The organism is Pseudoalteromonas galatheae (assembly GCF_005886105.2).
Taxonomy (GTDB): Bacteria; Pseudomonadota; Gammaproteobacteria; order Enterobacterales; family Alteromonadaceae; genus Pseudoalteromonas; species Pseudoalteromonas galatheae.
The window spans coordinates 2,736,466-2,758,286 of record NZ_PNCO02000001.1 but is presented as its reverse complement, the minus strand read 5'-3'; the positions used below and the strand labels follow the sequence as shown (position 1 = coordinate 2,758,286).

Genomic DNA, 21,821 nt, shown 5'->3' with positions numbered 1-21,821 from the left:
CCTACACCACGGAGCCTAGCTGGAATATCGGTAAATACATAGCAATAATTAGGCCACCGATCAGGACGCCGAGTACCACCATAATGAGTGGCTCTAATAGGCTAGAAAGGCCATCTACCGCATCATCGACTTCTTGCTCATAAATGTTCGCAACTTTTGCTAGCATACCGTCCAGCGAACCTGATTCTTCACCAATAGACACCATTTGCACCACCATATCAGGGAAGACCTTGGTGTTATGCATTGCCCAGTGCATTTGGTTACCAGAATTAACCTCTGCTTTAATTTCTTTAATTGCATTTTTATAGATTATATTACCAGAAGCTCCTGCGGCAGAATCGAGCGCATCGCCAAGCGGTACACCTGCAGCAAAGGTGGTAGAAAGCGTACGGGCATAACGGGCTACTGCGGCTTTTTTCAGAATTTCACCGACAACTGGAAGTTTAAGTATCATTCTGTCGTTAAAGTGTTTTGCAGCAGGACTGCGAATAAGCATTTCTTTGTAGGTGTAGCCAAATAGGCCAAGTCCAATCAAAAATACCCACCAATATTCTTGCAGAAATTCAGAAAACCCAATAACCATAAGCGTAAATGCAGGTAACTCAGCCCCAAAACCGTTAAATATGTCTTGGAATTGAGGTACGACAAAAATTAATAGTATAGAGGTAACAATTAACGCGACAACAATGACAGCTATCGGGTAAAACAATGCTTTCTTAATTTTAGATTTCAGCGCTTCGGTCTTTTCTTTATAGAGCGCTATGCGGTCAAATATGGTATCTAGTGCGCCAGATTGTTCTCCTGAATGAACAAGGTCGCAATAAAGTTCATCAAAATATCTGGGGTAAGCACGTAATGCTTTCGCTAAAGGCTGACCTGCCTTCACTTCATCGCCTACATGACCTATGAGTTTAGACAATGATTTATTTTTACTGCCTCTGGCCAGCATCTCAAGGGTCTGTACTAGAGATACACCAGCAGTCAACATAGTGGCAATTTGTCTTGTAACCGTTGCAATATCTTGAGGGGTGATTTTTTGCGCACCAGACAAACCAAACAGTGGTTTAGGTTTACGCTTGACTTTAGAAGGAGTAACGCCCTGTTTTCTTAGCTGCGCTTTAACTAAAGCGATACTCGAGCCTGTTATTTCGCCTTCGAGGCGTTTACCTCTATTATTTACTCCGACCCAAATAAAGGTGTCTAAAGTATTGCTAGATTCTGTAGATTTTTTATTCATGGATGAGAGTGTTTGATTGAGAGGTGAATGGGGAGAATAATCCTCCCCAATACTTAATTAGCAAAGATTTGTGATGCTTGCTGTTGTACAAGTTCCACCTTTTGTGAACACGTACGTTGAAGGTGCAGGATTTGCTGGATCGATTGTTGGCGGAGTTAAAATATATGTATAACCACCTGCTACAGCAGTGCCTGTTGCAGTAATAACACCTGTAGTCTCTGTAATTGCTACGCTTGCTAAGTTATTTGTAGCTGCTGGAGCTGCAATGCCTAACTCAGCATAAGAGTCACATGCTGCAATGACATTATTATTCGTCTGCAAACACTCAGTCATAGTAGTCCTTACTGATGCACCAGCGGTAACCACTTCAGTAAAGCGAGCTTTAACAGTGTAATCTTGATAAGCAGGCAGTGCTACTGCTGCAAGAATACCTACGATTGCTACTACAATCATTAGTTCGATTAGGGTAAAACCACCCTGTTGTTTTTGAGTCATGATGTGTCTCCTAAATTTTAAGTGACTTAACCATAATAGGTTTAAGTTAAGCGTTTATTAAAACCTTTGCAATAAATACCAATCCATCGAATCAACAAACTGGTGTGCTCAAATTGACTTAACGGCGCCCAAGAAGGTGAAGCAAGTTTATCATTCAAACATCTTGAAAACTAAACCCGTTAAGTTTGTGACCGTTCCCTAATCAACTAGAAGTGTAGCACCGATTTAGCTTCAGCGATCACAATTAACATTTACTTTAATAGTAAACGCTGATCCCTACAATCAAATTTTAATAATAAATTATTGATTCTCTTGCGGTAGCGCAAACTTTCCTAATATCGGTTCAAAAAATAAGCGGAATCAATCGTTACCGAACATTAAGATCTTGTTACACTCTAGTTCTTTTGTCGTATTTAACGAGTTTTAAGTAGGTTTGTCAACGAAATAGAAAACTTTTCCTATTACGTAGGATTACAGGGTGAGTGCACACTTTGCTGTTACGTAGTGGTATTCTTTTAAAAATGAAAAATCTGAGCTCACACGGGTTGGCAAATCAGCTACAGTGAGCGAACTACAGGTTACTTGATAGCACTATAAAAAGGGGATAGGGCCCAGCAATGAGCCCTGTATGAATGTTTTTTGAAATTTAGCGCAAGCTGGTTATTCAAAGCGCATCGAAAGATCGATACTTTGTACATGCTTGGTCAGTGCGCCGCTTGAAATAAAATCAACACCAGCTTGTGCGTAAGTCGTCAAAATTTCAATGGTCATATTACCAGAGACTTCCAGCTTGGCTTTGCCTTGTGTGATTTCAACTGCTTGTTGAATCTCACTTACGCTGAAATTATCTAACATAATAATATCGCTGCCCGCATCCAAGGCTTGTTGTAATTCGCCCAAATTTTCTACTTCAACTTCTACTGGCTTGTCCGGATGATTATTGCGCGCGGTCGCAACGGCTTTGGTGATACTACCACAGGCTGCAATGTGGTTTTCTTTAATAAGATACGCATCAAATAGACCGATTCTATGATTTTTTCCACCACCACATTTAACTGCGTATTTTTGTAGTGCTCTTAATCCTGGGATGGTTTTACGTGTATCCAGCAGTTTAGTTTGCGTACCGCTCAGCATCTCAACATATTTTGCTGTGGTAGTTGCTGTGCCCGACAGTGTTTGTACAAAATTAAGTGCCGTGCGCTCTGCGGTTAGGATCGCTCTTGCTGAACCACTTGCGGTAAACAAACGGGTATTAGCGGTGACAAGGTCGCCGTCGTTCACAAGTACATTGACGCTAACACTTGGGTCGACTTGCTGAAAAACCTCCTCGATTAACGCCTTGCCAACGAACACACAATCTTCCCTCGTGATCACATAGGCATTTGCTTGCTGTGTTTCTGGGATAAGGGCTGCGGTAATATCACCTTGGTTTGGTGTTTGATAATTAAGGTCTTCGTCTAGCGCCTGCTTTACCAATTGGCTGATAAGATTTTGGTCAATCATAGGTTGTCTTTTCATTTTTCTGTAATGGCCGAATTTTACGCGCGTTTGTCTAGGAGTACAATTGATGGAGAAGAATTCATGGAATTTGGCGGCGCGATTTTTATTTCGCGAGGTAAATCCGCTGCTACGGTCATGCGTTGTTTGCTACTGTGAATTTACATCGCGACACTATCGTTAAATTACACCTAGGTCCATCCCTACCTTTTGTCTTATTTTGTCTTTATAATCGAATCTAAACCAAGGCTTGGAACTAATACTTTGAATTGGCTACCTTTTGCTAAACACAAGCAATCCCCACATTACGATGCAAGACCGCAAGCGTGTGAGATAGATTTACTGGTTATTCATAATATCTCGCTGCCCGCAGGGGACTTTGGCACGCCGTATGTGGAAGACTTATTTATGGGTACGCTGGACTGTGGTGCGCATCCGACTTTTTCTGACTTAGAGGGAGTTAGGGTGTCGGCGCACTGTGTTATACGTCGTGACGGTAGCATCACCCAATACGTTCCTTTTGTTGAGCGGGCATGGCATGCGGGCGTGTCGCAGTGGCAAGGTCGAACTCGCTGCAATGACTTTGCAATTGGTATTGAAATGGAGGGAACAGACACCACGCCATATACCGAAGCGCAATATGCGAGTTTAGTAAAAACAACGCGTTGGCTGCAACAGCACTATCCAAAACTGACGAATGATCGTATTGTAGGGCACAATGATATTGCTCCAGGACGAAAGACAGATCCGGGAGCTGCATTTGATTGGCAGCATTATTTTACCTTGTTAAATAACCAAGAGAGCTAGGCAAGCATGATCTTAATTTCTATCATCATCGCGCTTATTATTGAACGACTTGGCGCGCGGGCGGATTACTGGCAAGTCGACTATTACCTGCAAAGTTACTACGCGAAAACCAAATCTTGGACTCAGCCAAGTGCCATGTTGGGCTCGCATTTCGGTGTGATGCTTTGGTTAGTTATTCCTGCATGCGTCGTTGCTTTTATATACAGCTTAAGTGACTTTGTATTTTGGCAGTTTGCAATAAATATCTGTGTGCTCTTGGTCTGTTTTGGTTGTGCTAAATATCGCAAGCTTTATAAGGGCTATTTGAATGCACTGACCAGAGGTGACAACGAAGCCGCTACGCTTTATGCGTTGCAAATGGGGCAAGACAAATTAGAAGATGAGCCAGGCGGAGAGACGTTTGGTCAGACGCTTTCGTGGATCAACTTTCAGCACTACTGCGGAGTTATTTTTTGGTTTGTGGCACTGGGCGCGCCGGGCGCTGTGCTATATGCGATGGTAAGACAAATTGTGCATTGGCATCATGAGCAAGAAAATCCGCCGCTAGACCACGTGTTTGAGCAGTTTTGCCGGTTATTTTACTGGTTAAATTGGATCCCTGCTCGGATCGCAAGCTTCGGTTTTTTGATTATAGGTAACTTTAGTAAAGGTACATCAAGTTGGTTGAAGTATGTGCTAGATTTTAAAACCACGAATCGTCAAATTGTCACAAGCACTGCACTTGCGGCCGAGCAAATTGAACAGCAGTTTTTAGGCTGTACCTTTGAAGCAAGCTGTATGATGCGTCTTGTGAAGCGTAATATTTTGTTTTATCTCGTGATTATTGCTGTGCTGACTTTATTTGGGTGGGTTGAGTAAGTAACCTAAGCTGCAAAGCACACCTTTATATAACAATGCTCCATATACCGTAAGTGTATATGGAGCTGTTGACATCAGTGCTTGAAGTTGGCCTCTAACCAGCGCTTTTTCAGCTCTTCCATCTTAGAAATAAGCGGCGCATCAAAGCCCATGTTTCGAACCACATAATCAGTGACGTCAACCAAATCACAGACACCTGTGATGGACCATAGTGCCTCTTCAAGGTCTTTTGCTTTGTGGATTGCGTAATGGCTTACGTAACGTAACTCATTAGCCAGATAGTCCATATCTGGGCGGCCGGTTTTTGACACGTAAAGCTGATAGACAAAAAGTAAGTCGTTGCGTAGCGCCTTTTTAGCATATAAATACAGGCTATCAAGCGCTTCTTCGTGGGCAATAACTTGCGCGCTTACCGCTTCGTGTTGACTGCTTTGCTTTGGGTCAAATTTAATAAACACCAAATATTTAAGTGGTTTATCTTGTCTTGATTTTGCTTTTAGAATTTCTGTTAGCTTCTCTTCGACAAAGCGCTCGGGGAAAACAGCCTTAGCGTCTAAAGTATTGTCATCGTTATCGCTAAACGAGTGCAATAAGTGATGGAGGGATGTTGGGTAGAGTCCTTGCCCAATCGCTCCAACTGCATTATGTGAGGTTTCTTTGTGTAAATAAAGGGGGAACTGACAAACCGATTTCGTAACCATATTACGCAGTGCAAGAGACAATCCCGGTACCTTTGGTGTTTCATCACAAGCGACTAACTTGTCTTTGTTGTTTTCTATCAACGCTTTGAAGAAGTTCATTGCAGAGTGGTCCAACTGACCTATCTTTTGTACTTTTAGGTTAATGATAGTTTTGGTTTTATTTACCATCATCACTTCATAGCGTAAGTTGGTTAAATTATGCTGTTTCGTCAATTTTTGTAAATCGACCAAGTCTAAGTGTATGGAGTCGCCCTTATTCAGCGGCATTTCTTGGCCGCACTCTACTTGTAAGCCCATTACTGAAAAGTCGCGGGTTACACAGTTGAAACTCCCTTGACCGTCAATGTGAACGACGGCACTGGTTTTATAAAGGTAGCGCCTATGCGCACGCAAGTTAACGTACTCTAAGGCAACCACTTCAAGGGGAGGGGGGCTAGCTGACTTGCCGTGGCCAAACTTTTTTAATTGATTAACTAAGTTTTGTTCATAACTTAGTCGTTGAAATCGCTCATTAATAGATGGATTGCCAATATCTGTTAGCAACATGAGATATTTTACATCTTGAATAAAGCCTTGAACCCTTGGTGTCGGGCGCTTATTTAGTTTCTCGATATTTTTTCCTGCACTGGCAGGAAGCGAAAGCGGGATAAACGCATCTTCATGATGGCTTGGCATCAGCTGTACTTTAAACGTGCGCCAGCTGTCTTTTTGACTGCCAAAGGCAAAAAACAGATCGTTTAGTTGCTGCATTTCTTCCAGTTCAAAGTCAAAGGCTGAGTAAAAGTACATTTTACCTTGACTAGAGTGAGTAAACACATGGCATACCGCTTCTTTTACCGCGCCAGAAAGCGCGAGCAGTCGCTGAATTCGTTTTTGGTTGAAGACGGAATAAAGGCTTGATTGCTTTCTTTCGTCCTCAAAGTAGTAATTGATGTAAGCGTTATTTTCGTTGGTGAGCACCATACTTGGATAAAGTTGTTTTTGTTTCTCACTGATGAAAACAAACAAAGAGCAGACCCGTGGTAGATAGTATTGTTCATAGCCCTTACAAACGACGGCATCCAGAGTGTTGTCGAGATTTATTTTATAACGGCGCTTGTTACCGTGAATAAAGCTATTCAAAAAGTCATCAAACCCTTGGTTTTTCTCGATAAATGTACGTTTTAAGCGAACTTGATTATATTCAATCGTACCCGGTTCTACGGCGACGACTTCATACTGAATACCTTCTTTCAAGCCAAGCTCAAAGTCTTGCTCGAGACCCACTAAGCGGATCGAAATAATTTGTCCAGGGTCGACTTGCTGATTGGTCGGTAATTTTATTTTAGCGCCGCTGAGGGAAATATCGGAGGTCGTGGCGGAAACCTTAGGGCGATTTTTTGCCAATTCCACCGTTATTTTAATGGAGTAATTCATGCGCTCTTCGGAGCGACTTTCGTATGACGCGAAACGAACGAGTTTAGTGTAGTTATGATTCTCCGCGTCCTTCTCTACCTCTTCTTCGCGCGCTTGGGCCTGCTTTTGCATGACCTTATAATTATTGTCGGTACTCATTACAGACTCGTAAACTGCAAGAGTATAACCCCCGTGTTTAGCGACTTCCCGTTCGAATACTTCGATTGCCAAGTCGTCCATAAAGTGCTGTTTGCCTTCGTATTCGTAAGGCTTAACTTGGCCTGCGACTTGTCCTCTGAGGTCAATAAATCGTGCCACGGGCTGAGACAGCCGCGACATTTCCATTTTTAACAGAAATTGGTCTGGCTTAGATAAGTCCGCAGTTCGTTGCTTAAATATGCGATCAAAAGCCGGATCGCCAAGATCCAGTTTTAAATCCTCAATTAAGCTTTGATATTTTTGTAATCTATCTTCAGGCATAAACAGTTTTACACGCGCTCATTTTATGTGACCAGTTGGGTCACCGCCAATATTATGTCAACATTGGCGCTTTATTAGTTTATTCTTAACCTATTATTGTGTTTAAGCAAGATATATACCTGTAATTTATGGCAAAAAAGAAAACAGCATTTGTATGTAGCGATTGTGGTGCCGAGTTCGCGCGTTGGCAAGGTCAGTGTTCGGAGTGTAAGGCGTGGAATACGGTAACGGAATTTCGCGTTCCGTCAGCAAAGTCAGTTCCTCAAGGTGGTTCAACGTCAGGTTATGCTGGGCTGGTTGAAGCTAAAGTACAAACCTTAGATGAAGTTAACCTAGAGCAGTTACCGCGATTTTCAACGGGATTTAAAGAGTTTGACCGTGTCCTTGGTGGCGGTGTTGTGCCGGGAAGTGCAATATTAATCGGTGGTAGTCCCGGGGCTGGTAAGAGTACGGTGCTGCTGCAAACCATGTGTCGCCTTGCTGAAACCATGAACACTTTGTATGTCACAGGTGAGGAGTCGCTGCAACAAGTTGCCATGCGTGCCACACGATTGGGGCTACCGACAAATAAGCTTAAAACACTCGCAGAAACCAACGTTGAAACAATTTGCCAGCTCGCGCTTCGTGAAAAGCCAAGCATCATGGTTATTGATTCAATTCAAGTTATGCACATGAGTGATATCCAATCGGCACCGGGGTCGGTTTCTCAAGTGCGTGAAAGCGCTGCTTATTTGACGCGTTTTGCCAAAACCAACCAAGTTGCCATTATTATGGTGGGGCATGTAACTAAAGATGGTACACTGGCCGGCCCTAAGGTGCTGGAGCACTGTATAGATTGCTCTATTTTGCTAGAAGGCAGTGCGGACAGCCGTTTTAGAACCTTACGTGGCAATAAAAACCGTTTTGGTGCTGTAAACGAATTGGGTGTGTTTGCTATGACAAGCCAAGGCTTAAAGGAAGTAAACAATCCTTCGGCTATTTTCTTAAACCGTGGCGAAGCGCAAACACCAGGCTCATTAGTCATGGTTATTTGGGAGGGCACACGGCCACTCCTTGTGGAAGTCCAAGCGCTAGTAGACTATTCACAGCTCGCTAACCCGCGTCGCGTCACTGTTGGTTTGGAGCAAAATCGTTTGGCCATGCTACTTGCGGTATTGCATCGTCACGGCGGTTTACAGGTGTCGGATCAAGATGTGTTTGTAAACGTTGTAGGTGGCGTCAAAGTGACTGAAACCAGTGCCGATTTAGCCTTGATAGCTGCACTGGTTTCAAGCTTTAAAAACCAAACCTTAGACAGGCAGCTGGTGGTATTTGGCGAGGTGGGTCTTGGTGGTGAGATCCGACCGGTGCCTAGTGGGCAAGAGCGATTGCGTGAAGCGTCCAAACATGGATTTACAAGAGCGATTGTACCAAAAGCAAATAAACCAAAAGAGAATATTGAGGGGATGGAAATTGTTGCCGTCTCTAGCCTCAGCGAAGCGCTTGAGGCACTTTTTTAAATAATGGAGTGAAATATGAATAAGTCCACATTAGCAGTTGCCGTTGTGGTACTAGCGGGCGCAGGGTATGTTGGTGCCAACTACTATGTAAATGAGCAAGTGAAACAAGAAATCACCAAGCAAATAGAAAGCTTCGAACAAGACAGTGGCCTTACGGTGAGTTTTGCAAACAGCTCTGTTGATTTATTTACCCGTGGAGTAGAAATCACCGACTTAATAATTTCACAACCCGATGAAAATATAGCACTATTTACCATCGATAAGCTCAATGTTGTAGGTTACGAGCAGGACAAAATTAGCCCTTATACCGAGCTTGATCTAGTTGGTTTGAAATTAGCAAAAGAAGCTGAAGAGTTTACCCAAGGGATGTCGCCGGAGCTGGTGAATGCAACGTACCATTTGAATACAAGTCTCGCCTATGATGAAGCATCTGGCGCCAGTGAGTTTACATTCGCATCTTCTGCAGAAGGCATTGTGAAGACTTCTTTTAATGCTGCGTTTGGAAACAGTAAGGCTTTTATGGATGCTTCATTGGCAGCATCAAAAATTCAAGGTGATACACCGAATCTTGAGCAAGAGCTTCAAGCACAGTCGCAGATGATGACGGCAATGCAGTCTCTTGAGTTAAAGTCCCTTAGCATTAATATTGATAATGCAGGCGGCTTACCTCAATTACTTGAGTCTGAAATTGCTCAGCAGGGCATGAGCAAGGCTGACTTTCAGGCGATTGTTGCCCAGCAACTGCAAATGATGATGTTACCTGCTGAAATTCAAACGGCTGTAAATGACTTTGCTAATGGAGTGGAGTCACTTGCGATATCTGTTTCGGTACCACAAAGTCAAAGTATGATGACCCTGGGGCAGCAATTATCTATGTCTATGGCGCAAAATCCAGAAACGCTGTCTGAACTTATCGAAATCAAGGCGAGCGGTAAATAAAGCCAATCCAGCTCGTTTAGCGGGGTTGTGGACTTGCTCCTCAATCCCTCCATCTCTCATAAACCCATTAATTCGCAATATTGTTTTTACCAAATTGGTGAAATCTAAAGCAGCCTTGAGGTTGATCATACAATTCGTTGGAGTTGCAAAGGCTGCGGTGGTAGCATTGGAGTATCAATTGCTTGGGAATGTATTTATGAGCGAATTCAAAGACTACCAGCAAGCTCAATTGCTATTAGAAAAACACGAACTATTTATTGCCCCTGCCGAAGTTCACGGCACCATTTCTGGGCTATTGGCTTGTGGTCTAAATATCGAAGATTCGGAGTATTTGGGTCTATTGAGCGACGTATTTAATGACGGTCAAAAATTTTCAGCGCCAATTAGAGAGTTTTGCATCGATTTATATAAGCAAGTTGCCGAGCACTTCAACGACGGTGAGTTCCAGTTTGAATTATATTTACCGCCGGAAGACGAATCATTACACGACCAAGCTAACGCACTGATTGCTTGGGTATCCGGCTTTTTACTAGGCTTTGGTTTAAAGCAAAAAGATTACGGTAAGTTATCTGCAGATGTTAAAGAAGTGATTAACGATTTTAGCGAAATAACTAAGCTTGATACTGGTTTTGAAGACAGCAATGATGATAAAGAAGCACTGCTCGAAGTGGTAGAATATGTGCGTGTTTCTACACTGTTATGCTTTGCCGAGATGGGTAAAGAGCCCCAATCCGTTAGCACATCAAAGACGATACATTAATTATGATAAAAAACAGCGAGTTTGTAGCACGCCGTGCGCGTCTTATTGCGGCACTTGATAATAATGCTGTCGCAATTATTCCTGCGGCTGTTGAATTAACCCGTAGCCGCGATACCGAGTTTCCGTTTCGTCAAGATAGTGACTTTTTTTATCTCACAGGCTTTAAAGAGCCTGATGCGGTTTTAGTATTAACAAAAGACCGCGAGGGTAATGGTCAGTCTACGTTGTTCTGTCGTAATAAAGATAAGGTTGCTGAGATTTGGCATGGTCGCCGTATGGGCTATGAGCAAGCTAAGTCGCAACTTGAACTCGACCAGACCTTTGCGCTGAGTGACTTAGACGACGAGCTATTAAATCTCGTGAATGGTCGCAAGGTATTATTCTACGGCCAAGGCACGTACAGCGCCTTTGATGATAAGGTTTGGCAGTTACTGAGTACATTACGTGGCGCACCGAAAAAGGGCTATCGTGCCCCTGAGATCATCAAAGATATTCGTCCACTCGTCCATGAAATGCGCTTATTTAAGTCGGATGCTGAAATCGCCATCATGCGCGAAGCGGGCAGAATTAGTGCTGAGGCGCACAAACGGGCCATGCAGTTTGCAAAGCCGGGTGCGACGGAATACCAGCTTGAAGCCGAAATTCATCATCATTATGCAATGAACGGTGCGCGTCACCCAGCCTATGGCACCATTGTTGGTAGCGGTATCAATGCAACGATTTTACACTACACCGACAACTGTGACGCGCTACAAGACGGCGACTTGGTACTGATTGATTCGGGTTGTGAACTGGAAGGCTATGCGGCTGATATAACTCGTACTTTCCCAGTAAATGGCCAGTTTACTGATGCGCAGCGCAAGATTTATGAGTTGGTATTGGCGGCGCAACATGCGGCCTTTGGTGAAGTAAAACCGGGTGGTACATTAGTCAAAGCCAATCAAGTGGCGATGACCGTATTGACCCAAGGGCTAGTGAATTTAGGCATTCTTGCGGGCGACGTTAATGAACTTGTAGAGGCACAGGCATGCAAAGCATTTTACATGCATGGTTTAGGTCATTGGCTGGGTCTTGATGTTCACGATGTCGGTGAATACAAGTTAGATGAAGCAGATCGCCCATTTGAACCAGGTATGGTACTTACCATTGAGCCGGGCCTGTATTTTGACGAAGATGCGCAAGTTCCTGATGAGTATAAAGGAATTGGCATTCGTATCGAAGATGATTTGTTGGTTACAGATTCCGGTTATGAAAACTTAACCGAACTGGTGCCAAAAACCATCTCAGAAATAGAAGCATTAATGAATAACTAGTGGACACTTTGCGTGCAACAGTTTGATGTCGTCGTGGTTGGTGGGGGTATGGCGGGAGCCAGCGCCGCCATCGCCATAAAAAAAGTCTCTCCGCAGGCAAAGATTGCGGTTATTGAAGCCTTTGCGCCAAAAGGCAAGCAGCATCCAAGTTTTGACGACCGTAGTATTGCGCTTGCTGCGCAGTCAGTCGCATTTTTGGGCGAGCTAAATCTATTTAATCCCGAGTGGCAATACGTTGAGCCAATCACACAAGTGAATGTTTCTGACAGAGGTCACTTTGGTAAAGCGTGGATCAATCCCGATGACTACAATCAAAAAGCGTTAGGCTATGTGGTTGAAGTCAATCCCTATGGTTGCTTTTTACACGAGCAGTTGAGCAGCCTTGATATTGCACTGTTTTGCCCAAACCAAGTGGCGCATATACATCAACAACCAGAGCAGGTTGAACTGACCCTCGATAATGGTGAGCAATTACAAAGTCGATTACTGGTTGTTGCGGATGGCGCACAATCTCCTACGCGGGCTAAGCTCAATATTGGCTTTGATAGCATAGGCTACGAGCAAGGTGCATTGATTGCCAATGTGCAAATCGACACGGCACATCGTGGTCAGGCATTTGAACGCTTTACTGAGCATGGACCAATGGCGCTGCTGCCAATGAGTGATAATCGCTATTCACTGGTGTGGTGTATGCCAAATGAGCACCTCAGTGAGTTTGAAGCGATGGCAGCACACGAGTTTTTAGCTGCATTGCAGCAAGCCTTTGGATATCGCGCTGGGCGCTTTGTCCAAGTGGGCATGCGAGCCAGTTATCCGCTAGTGCTCGGACGAGTAGAGCAACTCACTCATCATCGGGTGGTGGTGATTGGCAATGCGGCGCATGCCATCCATCCCATTGCAGGGCAAGGCTTTAATTTAGGTCTACGAGATATTCAAGTCCTAACCTCACAATGTCAGGCGAATGCGCTTGATGAGTGGGGAAGTTTTCAATTTACGCGTGCTTATCAACAGGCGCGAGCGCAAGATATTAATACGGTGATGACATTAACCGATGCGCTCGTTCGACTATTTTCAAACTCATCAAGAACCTTAGCCTTAGGCCGTAGTTTAGGTCTACTTACCATGGCGCTGTCCAAAACAGCAAGAGCGCCGTTGGCTAAACAATTGATGGGATATAAAGGATAAAGGAGTTGGCATGCAACAAGTTCAAGTTTGTATTGTTGGTGGTGGATGTGTTGGTTTAACGCTGGCGCTAGGGCTTGCGCAGCAAAATATCTCGGTATTAGTGCTAGACAGTGGTGAAAAACCAACACCATTGGCACAAGAATACAGCGCACGCGTAAGCGCAATAAGCGCAGCAAGTCAGGCTTTATTTGAGCGCTTGGGCGTTTGGCCTGATATTAAAGCGCAGCGCGCCGCTGCATATACTCGCATGGATGTCCGTGATAAAGACAGCTTTGGTAAAATCGCCTTTGACAACGAATCGCTAGACTTACCTGAGCTTGGTCACATCATTGAAAACGATGCCATTCGCTATGCGTTGTTAACAGCACTCGAAGCACAGCAATCGGCCAAACTGATGTGGAACACAAAGTACCAAAGCTTGCATCAAACAGACACCGATGTGTTGCTAACGTTGGCTACTGGTGAGCCAGTGATGGCAAAGCTGGTGGTAGCAGCTGACGGTGCACGTTCGGCGATTCGTCAGCAGTTTAATATGCCAATCACTTATTGGGATTATGACCACCATGCGCTGGTTGCAACGATAAAAACTGCAGCACCTCATGATGCAACGGCAAGGCAAGTGTTCCTCCCTGATGGACCGCTGGCCTTTTTGCCGCTTGATGACCCATATACTCATTCAATTGTATGGTCTACCGCACCGGATAAAGCAAAGCAACTACAAGCCATGCCGGCCGAGGCGTTTAATAAAGCACTAAGTGCAGCAATTGATATGCAGTGTGGCGTGTGTGAATTGATTAGCGAAAGACATGTTTTTCCTTTAACCATGCGTTATGCAAAACAATGGGTGCAAGGGCGGATCGTTTTAATGGGCGATGCGGCACATACCATTCACCCACTTGCAGGTCTTGGCATGAATTTAGGGCTAAAAGATGCTGCCTATTTGATCACCTTGTTATCAGCACCGCAAGAGCAATTTGCCAGCACTCGGATACTGCGCCAATATGAGCGCAGCAGAAAAGCAGATGCTCAAAAGCATATTGCCATGATGCAAGGGCTTAAAGAGCTGTTTGAAGGCAATCATCCGCTTAAAAAGCTAGTACGTGGTGTGGGCCTGAGCTTGGTCGACAACCTCGGCCCAATCAAGCACCTGTTCGCCAAAGAAGCGATAGGCGGTAAATAAAAAAAATCGCCGCGTAAAGCGGCTCCTACAGAGATTTTATGCTGCTGGTAGGAGCGGGTTTACCCCGCGATCTTTTCCTAAATCAGTATCGCCGCGTAAAGCGGCCCCCACAGAAGTTTTATGTTGCTGGTGGGAGCGATTTTACATCGCGATCTTTTCCTAAAACAGGCATCACCAACTTTATAACTCCCCAATCCCATTGCTTAAATAAATACAATTCCAATAAGGATAATCACCAATCTGTTTTACCAACCCTGCCCGAAGCGGACTTGCAACTATGTATCTTGCTTGGTTTCTTAACATGGTATTATGCAAAATACAGGTGTCATAAAAATCTCTTTGCCATAGCTGCCGAATGTTCATTGTTCTTAGCTTAGTTGCCGTTCTTCCCTTTAAAGACTTAATGGCATCAGACAAGGAACACACATCCTTTAGTTGAAACAGGAGATGTAAATGATCTGGCATCAGTGTGTAGGCAATTAATTTGATAAAGTTATCCTGCTCAAGGTGGTAAATTTCGCGAATAACAACTTGATTGACTGCGAGGTTATTAAAAACAGCTGTTTTGTTTTTACAGCAAATAGTGATTGCATAATATTGACCAGCCGATGAAACTCGGCCCTTCCTTAAACGGCAGCTATGTGGCATGACTCTCTCCTTGAGTTCATTAATAAGTGCTCATGTAAGTATAGGACAAGATCGCTGCGTAAAGCGCCTCCCACAGAGGTTTTATGTTGCTGGTAGGAGCGATTTTACACCGCGATCTTTTCCTAAATCAGTATCGTCGCGTAAAGCGGCCCCCACGGAGGTTTTATGTTGCTGGTAGGAGCGGGTTCACCCCGCGATCATTTCAACAATTTCGCCGCGTAAAGCGGCTCCCACGGAGGTTTTATGTTGCTGGTAGGAGCGGGTTCACCCCGCGATCATTTCAACAATCTCGCCGCGTAAAGCGGCTCCCACATAGGTTTTGCGCTGTTGGTGGGAGAGGGTTCACCCCTCGATCATTTCAACAATCTCACCGTGTAAAGCGGCTCCCACAGAGGTTTTATGTTACTGGTAGGAGCGGGTTTACCCCGCGATCTTTTAACCTAATCTCAATGCAATAAACTCAGCGAGTTTATCAACCGCGTGGGCGGATTCTTGGGTGTTTTTGACAAGGCTGATACCGATTTGACCGAGTTCGGGTAATATTTGAGTTTGGGTCTGATAAGGCAGCTCTGCTGGCACAGTGCTTTTGGCCAGCACAGTGATCCCGAGTCCCTCTTTTAAAGCGGCGGTAAGGCCGGTTAAGTCGGCGTTGCTATATACAATCCGGTATTGTAATCCAGCTTGTTGCAGCGCTTCGATAGCACGGCGGCGATAAATACAGCCCTCCGGCGCGGTGACTAAAGTGACAACAGAATGCTGCGCAAGCGATAAATCGCCAACCCAAACTAGTTGGTCTTGCATAAACACTGGGTATTTGGACGAGCTCAGCTCCTCATTAAGCGCTAGCACCAAATCAAACTGGTCTTGCCTTACCACGGAAAGTAAGTGTTTACTCAGTCTTGATTTAACTTCTAATGCAACATCAGGATATAAAGAAACGAAATCGCCAATAATTGAGGGTAAGATCCGTGCTGCAAATTCGCTGGGAATGCCTAAACGCACTCGGCCCGTCACGCTCTCAGAGGTAAATTGCTGTATAATTGCATCGTTCTGCTGCAGCATTTGTTTGGCTAGGGGCAAAAGTAGCTCACCATATTGATTCAACACCTGCCTTTGGCCTTGCTTTTTAAACAGCTTGCAACCGAGCATGTCTTCTAAACGTTTGATTTGCAAGCTAACAGCTGGCTGAGATAAGCCAAGCAACTCCCCGGCCTTGGCAAAGCCACCGACATCAACCACAGTGACCAGCGTTCTTAATCCATCAATTGATAAGTTTTTCATATAAGGAAATGCAATTTATAAAACCCAAGTACATTAATATTATTTATCAATTGATAAGTAAATACAATTTGTTGTTGAGTTTGTGCATCCTTATACTTTTGCTCATCGAAATTTCACTAAGGTAGTGCCATGAGCGTCACGCCAATTATCTTTGCAAAGCACCGTCAGGGCAGTGTTCCGGCGCAAAACCATTACATGCCAACTGATGCTGTTGTTGTACTCGATTTCAGCGGCTTTGAGACCACGCCTTTCTTAAGCCAAATTCTTGCACTTAACTTGAATAAGTTAATGGCACCTGGCTTAGGTTTTCAAGGCAAACTAGACAGTGGCGAAAATTTCGCCGTGTACTATTTTAGTGAAACGGCTTACCGTTTTGTTGTAAGTGAAAGCGCAGCCGCTGAGCTGGCAACACTGATTGATAGCCATGCCGACGAGTTCGATATTGAACTGGTTCGCCGTCATGATTTAGTTGCCGCCACCATAAGCGGTGAGCTTGCGTTTGAGCGTTTAGTCAGTGACTTTACGTTAACGCCTGGCCTTAGGATCTCAGATAAAAATGCCTGCTATGGCAAGCAAAGCGGTGAAGTATTTATTACGACCTTGCTGGTGGACGAACAGCAACAGTATCAGTTGATTGCGCAAGCTGCTGTGTTAGATAAGTGGCAAACGACGCTCACTGACGCTGGTTTTAAACTCGTTTCATAAATTCCGTGCAGTTATCGCAAGCGCGATAACAATAACCCCCTCAGCGCCAACCGATGGCGGCTGAGTAAAAAAGTGAAGGATAAGTATGACTTCTAAAACAGTACTACACGCGAAGCACCTAGAAGCTGGCGCGAAAATGGTAGACTTCCACGGTTGGGAAATGCCAATCAATTATGGCTCACAAATTGAAGAACACCATGCGGTGCGTCAAGATGCGGGCATGTTTGACGTTTCACACATGACGATTGTTGATATCGAAGGTGTAGACGCAAAGGCATTTTTACAAAAGCTAGTTGCAAACGATGTAGCTAAGCTTACTGTGGCTGGTAAGGCGCTATACACAGGCATGCTAAACGAGCAGGGCGGTGTAATTGACGACCTTATCATTTACTTCTTCACTGAAACGCAATATCGCCTAGTCGTTAACTCTGCAACACGCGAAAAAGACCTTGCGCATATCGGTGCAGTAGCTGCAGATTTTGATGTGGCAGTAACAGAGCGTCCTGAGTACGCGATGATTGCGGTACAAGGTCCAAATGCAAAAGCAAAAACAGCAACTATCCTAGACGAACAACAACAAGCGGCTGTTGAAGGCATGAAGCCATTCTTTGGTGTGCAAGCTGGCGACCTATTTATCGCAACGACTGGCTACACTGGTGAAGAGGGTTATGAGATCGTAGTACACAACGACGGTGCGGCGGACTTATGGCAAAAATTATTAGACGCAGGTGTGCGTCCTGCTGGCCTAGGTGCACGTGATACGCTACGTTTAGAAGCGGGCATGAACCTTTACGGCTCAGACATGGACGAGACGGTGTCTCCACTTGCAGCGAACATGGCATGGACAATTGCATGGGAGCCAGAGGAGCGTGACTTTATCGGTCGTGCAGCTATCACTAAACAACGTGCTGAGCAAAGCACGGATAAGCTGGTAGGTTTAGTCCTAGAAAGCAAAGGCGTATTACGTGGTGGTTCTAAAGTTATCGTAGAAGGTGGCGAAGGTGTTATTACTTCTGGTACATTCTCACCAACTTTAGGCTTCAGTGTAGCGCTTGCGCGTGTACCTCGTTCAATTGGCGAGACTGCACAAGTTGAAATGCGTAAGAAGCTAGTTGATGTTAAAGTAGTTAAGCCAAGCTTCGTTCGTAACGGCAAGTCAATTATCTAGTTTTTATAGATAATAAATAGAATAACATTGATGTCGCTCGCGTGGTGACATCGCAACCGACCAAAGGAACAAAAAAATGAGCAACATTCCTAGCGAGTTAAAGTACGCTACTTCACACGAGTGGGTTCGCGCTGAAGGCAATGGCGAGTACACAGTAGGTATCACTGAGCACGCACAAGAACTTCTAGGCGACATGGTATTTGTTGAATTACCAGAAGTAGACGATGAAGTTGACGCGGGTGAAGACTGCGCGGTTGCTGAGTCTGTAAAAGCAGCATCAGACATCTACGCACCAATCGGCGGTACTATCATTGCGGTAAACGAAGACCTAGAAGATGCGCCTGAAACTGTAAACAACGATGCTTACGGTGACGGTTGGTTGTTCCGTATTAAAGCGTCTGATGAGTCTGAGCTAGATAACCTACTAGACGCTGAAGGCTACGCAAATTCAATCGACGAAGACTAATTTGTTGATAGTAATAAAAGCCCCTTTTTAGGGGCTTTTATTGTTGCTTTTTGGGCAAGGGTGCTTGCTCAGGGTATGACGAGCTCATGCCAACGTTTTTAGAATACTGCCGTTACCAAGGTATCTCATTTAGATAAAAACAGTATTCACCTTTTTCATTTGGATCATAGGAACCTGGACTAATGTCAAACGCCAAATCTCTTGAACAGTTAGAGCAAAAGCAAGATTTTATCCGCCGCCATATCGGGCCAAGCCCAGCACAGGTGAGCGAGATGCTAAGCGCTCTTGGAGTATCTAGTGTTGAAGAGCTGATCGGTCAAACTGTACCTGCTTCAATTCGTTTAGAAGAGGGCTTACAGATCGGTGAAAGCCGCACAGAAGTGGAAACCCTAAGCTACCTTAAATCAGTAGCAAGCAAAAACAAGGTTTTCAAATCTTACATCGGTCAAGGCTACCACCCAACTCACGTACCTAATGTTATTTTACGTAACGTACTTGAGAATCCGGGTTGGTACACGGCTTACACCCCTTATCAGCCAGAGATTGCGCAAGGTCGCTTGGAATCACTACTTAACTTCCAAACGCTGACTATGGACATTACCGGCCTAGACTTAGCCAGTGCATCACTACTTGACGAATCAACCGCAGCGGCAGAAGCAATGGCGCTTGCAAAACGTGTATCTAAAGCGAAAAAAGCAAACATCTTCTTTATTGCAGACGACGTACACGTACAAACTATCGACGTAGTATCTACGCGTGCTGAACAGTTTGGCTTTGAAGTAGTAGTAGGTCCTGCTAGCGACGCTGCTAACCACGAGATTTTTGGTGCGCTATTCCAGTATCCAACAACATCAGGTGAAGTGGTTGACGTTACTGACCTAATCGCACAAGTACAAGACAAAAAAGCGATTGCCTGTGTTGCTGCAGATATCATGAGCTTAATGCTGCTTAAAGCACCAGGCAAACTAGGCGCAGACGTAGTGCTTGGTTCTGCACAGCGTTTTGGTGTACCAATGGGTTACGGCGGTCCACACGCGGCATTCTTTGCCACGCGTGATGCTTACAAGCGTTCACTACCAGGCCGTATTATTGGTGTGTCTAAAGACCGTTTAGGTAACGACGCGCTACGTATGGCGATGCAAACTCGTGAACAGCACATCCGCCGTGAAAAAGCCAACTCAAACATTTGTACTGCACAGGTGCTACTTGCGAACATGGCTGCGTTTTACGCGGTTTACCATGGTCCTCAAGGTCTTAAGATCATCGCAGAGCGCATTAACCGTCTTGCAAGCATTCTCGCAACGGGTCTTAAAGCAAAAGGCGTGGCACTTAAGCACGATACGTGGTTTGACACCATTACCGTTAAAGCGGACGACGCTGACAAGCAAGCGGTTGTGGCGCGTGCAATAGCAAAAGGCGTGAACTTTGCCCTTAACCACAACGGCGAATACTCAATTGCAGTAAACGAAACCACAACGCGTGCAGACGTAGCTGAGCTATTCGACATCATTTTAGGCGACGACCACGGCCTAAATGTAGATGCGCTAGACGCACAAGTGTCAGGCGAGAACATCACAGGTATTCCTGCAAGCCTAGTGCGCGACGACGAAATTTTAACGCACGCAAACTTCAACAGCTATCACAGCGAAACCGAGATGCTGCGTTATATCAAGCGTCTTGAAAACAAAGATTTAGCACTAAACCACTCAATGATCTCATTGGGCTCGTGTACCATGAAGCTAAACGCAACCGCTGAAATGATCCCAGTGACTTGGCCTGAGTTTGCAGAGCTACACCCGTTCTGCCCAATCGACCAAGCAGAGGGTTACAAGATCATGATGACTGAGCTGCACGACTGGCTTGTGAACATCACAGGTTACGACGCAGTATCACTACAGCCAAACTCAGGTGCACAAGGTGAATACGCAGGTCTTATCGCGATCCGTAAGTACCATGAGTCTCGCGGTGAAGGTCACCGTAACATCTGTTTGATCCCAAGTTCAGCGCACGGTACAAACCCAGCGTCTGCACAAATGGCAAGCATGAAAGTGGTTGTGGTTGACTGTGATAAAAACGGTAACATCGATATGGAAGACCTACGCGCGAAAGCCGCAGACGTAGCTGAAAACCTATCGTGCATCATGGTCACTTACCCGTCGACACACGGTGTATACGAAGAGTCTATCCGTGAAGTATGTGACATCGTGCACCAGCACGGCGGCCAAGTATACATGGACGGCGCAAACATGAACGCGCAGGTTGGGGTAACTAGCCCAGGTTCAATCGGCTCTGACGTATCACACTTAAACCTACACAAAACATTCTGTATTCCACACGGTGGCGGTGGCCCAGGTGTTGGTCCTATCGGTGTTAAATCGCACCTAGCGCCATTTATGCCTAACCACAGCGTGATCAACGTAGAAGGCACAAACGTAGGTAACGGCGCGGTTTCTGCGGCACCTTACGGCTCTGCTGCTATCCTGCCTATCTCGTGGGCATACATCGCGATGATGGGCAGCGAAGGTCTAAAACAAGCAACAGAAATGGCAATCGTAAACGCTAACTACCTAACGGCTAAGTTGAGCGAGCACTTCCCAATTCTATACCGTGGCCGTAACGACCGTGTTGCCCACGAATGTATTGTTGACCTTCGCCCACTGAAAGAAGCGACAGGCATTACCGAAATGGACGTTGCTAAGCGTCTACAAGACTACGGCTTCCACTCACCAACAATGTCGTTCCCAGTAGCGGGCACACTTATGGTTGAGCCAACGGAATCTGAGTCTAAGGTAGAAATCGACCGCTTTATCGAAGCTATGGTTTCTATCAAAGGTGAAATCGACAAGATTGCATCAGGCGAGTGGTCTATCGAAGATAACCCATTAGTATTTGCACCACACACGCAAGCTGACGTACTAAGCAACGACTGGAACCGTGCATATGATCGCCTCGCAGCTGCATTCCCAGTACCAAGCGTAGCAAAAGACAAGTTCTGGCCAACGGTAACCCGTATCGACGACGTATACGGCGACCGTAACCTAATTTGTTCTTGCCCAGCGGTTGATACCTATCGCGACGCGTAAGGGTTTGTAGGTCGCGCTTTAGCGCGACTTAGCAAATTTTGAAAAGCCGCCCTTTGTAAAAAGGGCGGCTTTACGCCGCGATCTCTTATAACGACGCATAACTGCGATTTCACACTAAATCTCT

The 21,821-nt window shown here is 45.1% G+C and carries 18 protein-coding genes; 12 read left to right on the top strand and 6 right to left on the bottom strand.

Going from position 1 to position 21,821, the window contains the following annotated elements; genetic code table 11:
* Position 1 precedes the first annotated feature (1 nt).
* The 3 genes from CWC29_RS12225 to nadC form a co-directional block, all read right to left on the bottom strand.
* Complete coding sequence (locus tag CWC29_RS12225) at positions 2 to 1,237, bottom strand: type II secretion system F family protein (RefSeq protein ID WP_138521923.1); 1,236 nt, start codon at positions 1,235 to 1,237, stop codon at positions 2 to 4.
* Between the two features lie 57 nt (positions 1,238 to 1,294).
* Positions 1,295 to 1,732: a pilin gene (locus CWC29_RS12220; RefSeq protein ID WP_138521921.1), complete on the bottom strand. Its 438-nt coding sequence runs from the start codon at positions 1,730 to 1,732 to the stop codon at positions 1,295 to 1,297.
* Between the two features lie 660 nt (positions 1,733 to 2,392).
* A complete protein-coding gene (nadC, locus tag CWC29_RS12215) occupies positions 2,393 to 3,235 on the bottom strand; it encodes a carboxylating nicotinate-nucleotide diphosphorylase (protein WP_128725955.1) in 843 nt (280 codons plus the stop codon).
* A gap of 258 nt (positions 3,236 to 3,493) precedes the next feature.
* On the opposite strand from nadC, the gene ampD reads away from it, so the two are divergent.
* Both ampD and ampE read left to right on the top strand, forming a co-directional pair.
* Positions 3,494 to 4,036, top strand: a complete 543-nt coding sequence (gene ampD, locus CWC29_RS12210) for a 1,6-anhydro-N-acetylmuramyl-L-alanine amidase AmpD (protein WP_138521919.1) — start codon at positions 3,494 to 3,496, stop codon at positions 4,034 to 4,036.
* A gap of 6 nt (positions 4,037 to 4,042) precedes the next feature.
* Positions 4,043 to 4,894, top strand: coding sequence for a beta-lactamase regulator AmpE (gene ampE / locus CWC29_RS12205; protein ID WP_128725953.1), 852 nt, complete (start codon positions 4,043 to 4,045; stop codon positions 4,892 to 4,894).
* Positions 4,895 to 4,968: 74 nt separating this feature from the next.
* On the opposite strand, the gene CWC29_RS12200 is transcribed toward ampE, so the two are convergent.
* The gene (locus CWC29_RS12200) at positions 4,969 to 7,470 is read right to left on the bottom strand and encodes a PilZ domain-containing protein (RefSeq protein ID WP_128725952.1); all 2,502 of its coding nucleotides are present in this window, start codon (positions 7,468 to 7,470) and stop codon (positions 4,969 to 4,971) included.
* 128 nt (positions 7,471 to 7,598) lie between these two features.
* On the opposite strand from CWC29_RS12200, the gene radA reads away from it, so the two are divergent.
* From radA to CWC29_RS12170, 6 genes are all read left to right on the top strand, one after another.
* A complete protein-coding gene (gene radA / locus CWC29_RS12195) occupies positions 7,599 to 8,969 on the top strand; it encodes a DNA repair protein RadA (RefSeq protein WP_010370516.1) in 1,371 nt (456 codons plus the stop codon).
* Between the two features lie 15 nt (positions 8,970 to 8,984).
* A complete protein-coding gene (locus CWC29_RS12190; protein ID WP_128725951.1) occupies positions 8,985 to 9,908 on the top strand; it encodes a DUF945 family protein in 924 nt (307 codons plus the stop codon).
* A gap of 196 nt (positions 9,909 to 10,104) precedes the next feature.
* A complete protein-coding gene (locus CWC29_RS12185) occupies positions 10,105 to 10,668 on the top strand; it encodes a UPF0149 family protein (protein ID WP_026000986.1) in 564 nt (187 codons plus the stop codon).
* Between the two features lie 2 nt (positions 10,669 to 10,670).
* Positions 10,671 to 11,981, top strand: coding sequence for a Xaa-Pro aminopeptidase (gene pepP, locus CWC29_RS12180; RefSeq protein WP_138521917.1), 1,311 nt, complete (start codon positions 10,671 to 10,673; stop codon positions 11,979 to 11,981).
* A gap of 12 nt (positions 11,982 to 11,993) precedes the next feature.
* Complete coding sequence (gene ubiH, locus CWC29_RS12175) at positions 11,994 to 13,166, top strand: 2-octaprenyl-6-methoxyphenyl hydroxylase (RefSeq protein ID WP_138521915.1); 1,173 nt, start codon at positions 11,994 to 11,996, stop codon at positions 13,164 to 13,166.
* A gap of 10 nt (positions 13,167 to 13,176) precedes the next feature.
* Positions 13,177 to 14,346 carry an FAD-dependent monooxygenase gene (locus CWC29_RS12170; protein ID WP_138521913.1) on the top strand — a complete coding sequence of 390 codons (1,170 nt, stop codon included), beginning with the start codon at positions 13,177 to 13,179 and terminating at the stop codon, positions 14,344 to 14,346.
* Positions 14,347 to 14,526: 180 nt separating this feature from the next.
* Here CWC29_RS12170 and CWC29_RS12165 read toward each other — a convergent pair whose 3' ends face one another.
* Together CWC29_RS12165 and CWC29_RS12160 are read right to left on the bottom strand one after the other, a co-directional pair.
* On the bottom strand, positions 14,527 to 14,994 hold the full coding sequence (locus CWC29_RS12165; protein WP_128725947.1) for an REP-associated tyrosine transposase: 468 nt from the start codon (positions 14,992 to 14,994) through the stop codon (positions 14,527 to 14,529).
* 435 nt (positions 14,995 to 15,429) lie between these two features.
* Complete coding sequence (locus CWC29_RS12160) at positions 15,430 to 16,275, bottom strand: LysR family transcriptional regulator (protein ID WP_010370532.1); 846 nt, start codon at positions 16,273 to 16,275, stop codon at positions 15,430 to 15,432.
* A 129-nt stretch (positions 16,276 to 16,404) separates the two neighbouring features.
* Here CWC29_RS12160 and CWC29_RS12155 point away from each other — a divergent pair, with 129 nt between their 5' ends.
* From CWC29_RS12155 to gcvP, 4 genes are all read left to right on the top strand, one after another.
* On the top strand, positions 16,405 to 16,980 hold the full coding sequence (locus tag CWC29_RS12155) for a hypothetical protein (RefSeq protein WP_010370535.1): 576 nt from the start codon (positions 16,405 to 16,407) through the stop codon (positions 16,978 to 16,980).
* Positions 16,981 to 17,065: 85 nt separating this feature from the next.
* Positions 17,066 to 18,148 (top strand): glycine cleavage system aminomethyltransferase GcvT, encoded by a 1,083-nt coding sequence (gene gcvT, locus CWC29_RS12150; RefSeq protein ID WP_045990156.1) that lies wholly within the window; start codon positions 17,066 to 17,068, stop codon positions 18,146 to 18,148.
* Between the two features lie 76 nt (positions 18,149 to 18,224).
* Positions 18,225 to 18,614, top strand: coding sequence for a glycine cleavage system protein GcvH (gene gcvH / locus CWC29_RS12145; RefSeq protein WP_095727220.1), 390 nt, complete (start codon positions 18,225 to 18,227; stop codon positions 18,612 to 18,614).
* 182 nt (positions 18,615 to 18,796) lie between these two features.
* Positions 18,797 to 21,697 (top strand): aminomethyl-transferring glycine dehydrogenase, encoded by a 2,901-nt coding sequence (gene gcvP / locus CWC29_RS12140; RefSeq protein ID WP_128725946.1) that lies wholly within the window; start codon positions 18,797 to 18,799, stop codon positions 21,695 to 21,697.
* Positions 21,698 to 21,821: the final 124 nt, after the last annotated feature.

Coding starts and splice junctions, on each gene's coding strand:
- CWC29_RS12225 (WP_138521923.1), bottom strand. CDS start 1,237: ATGAATAAAAAATCTACAGAATCTAGCAATACTTTAGACACCTTTATT.
- CWC29_RS12220 (WP_138521921.1), bottom strand. CDS start 1,732: ATGACTCAAAAACAACAGGGTGGTTTTACCCTAATCGAACTAATGATT.
- nadC (WP_128725955.1), bottom strand. CDS start 3,235: ATGATTGACCAAAATCTTATCAGCCAATTGGTAAAGCAGGCGCTAGAC.
- ampE (WP_128725953.1), top strand. CDS start 4,043: ATGATCTTAATTTCTATCATCATCGCGCTTATTATTGAACGACTTGGC.
- CWC29_RS12200 (WP_128725952.1), bottom strand. CDS start 7,470: ATGCCTGAAGATAGATTACAAAAATATCAAAGCTTAATTGAGGATTTA.
- radA (WP_010370516.1), top strand. CDS start 7,599: ATGGCAAAAAAGAAAACAGCATTTGTATGTAGCGATTGTGGTGCCGAG.
- CWC29_RS12190 (WP_128725951.1), top strand. CDS start 8,985: ATGAATAAGTCCACATTAGCAGTTGCCGTTGTGGTACTAGCGGGCGCA.
- CWC29_RS12185 (WP_026000986.1), top strand. CDS start 10,105: ATGAGCGAATTCAAAGACTACCAGCAAGCTCAATTGCTATTAGAAAAA.
- pepP (WP_138521917.1), top strand. CDS start 10,671: ATGATAAAAAACAGCGAGTTTGTAGCACGCCGTGCGCGTCTTATTGCG.
- CWC29_RS12170 (WP_138521913.1), top strand. CDS start 13,177: ATGCAACAAGTTCAAGTTTGTATTGTTGGTGGTGGATGTGTTGGTTTA.
- CWC29_RS12165 (WP_128725947.1), bottom strand. CDS start 14,994: ATGCCACATAGCTGCCGTTTAAGGAAGGGCCGAGTTTCATCGGCTGGT.
- CWC29_RS12160 (WP_010370532.1), bottom strand. CDS start 16,275: ATGAAAAACTTATCAATTGATGGATTAAGAACGCTGGTCACTGTGGTT.
- CWC29_RS12155 (WP_010370535.1), top strand. CDS start 16,405: ATGAGCGTCACGCCAATTATCTTTGCAAAGCACCGTCAGGGCAGTGTT.
- gcvT (WP_045990156.1), top strand. CDS start 17,066: ATGACTTCTAAAACAGTACTACACGCGAAGCACCTAGAAGCTGGCGCG.
- gcvH (WP_095727220.1), top strand. CDS start 18,225: ATGAGCAACATTCCTAGCGAGTTAAAGTACGCTACTTCACACGAGTGG.
- gcvP (WP_128725946.1), top strand. CDS start 18,797: ATGTCAAACGCCAAATCTCTTGAACAGTTAGAGCAAAAGCAAGATTTT.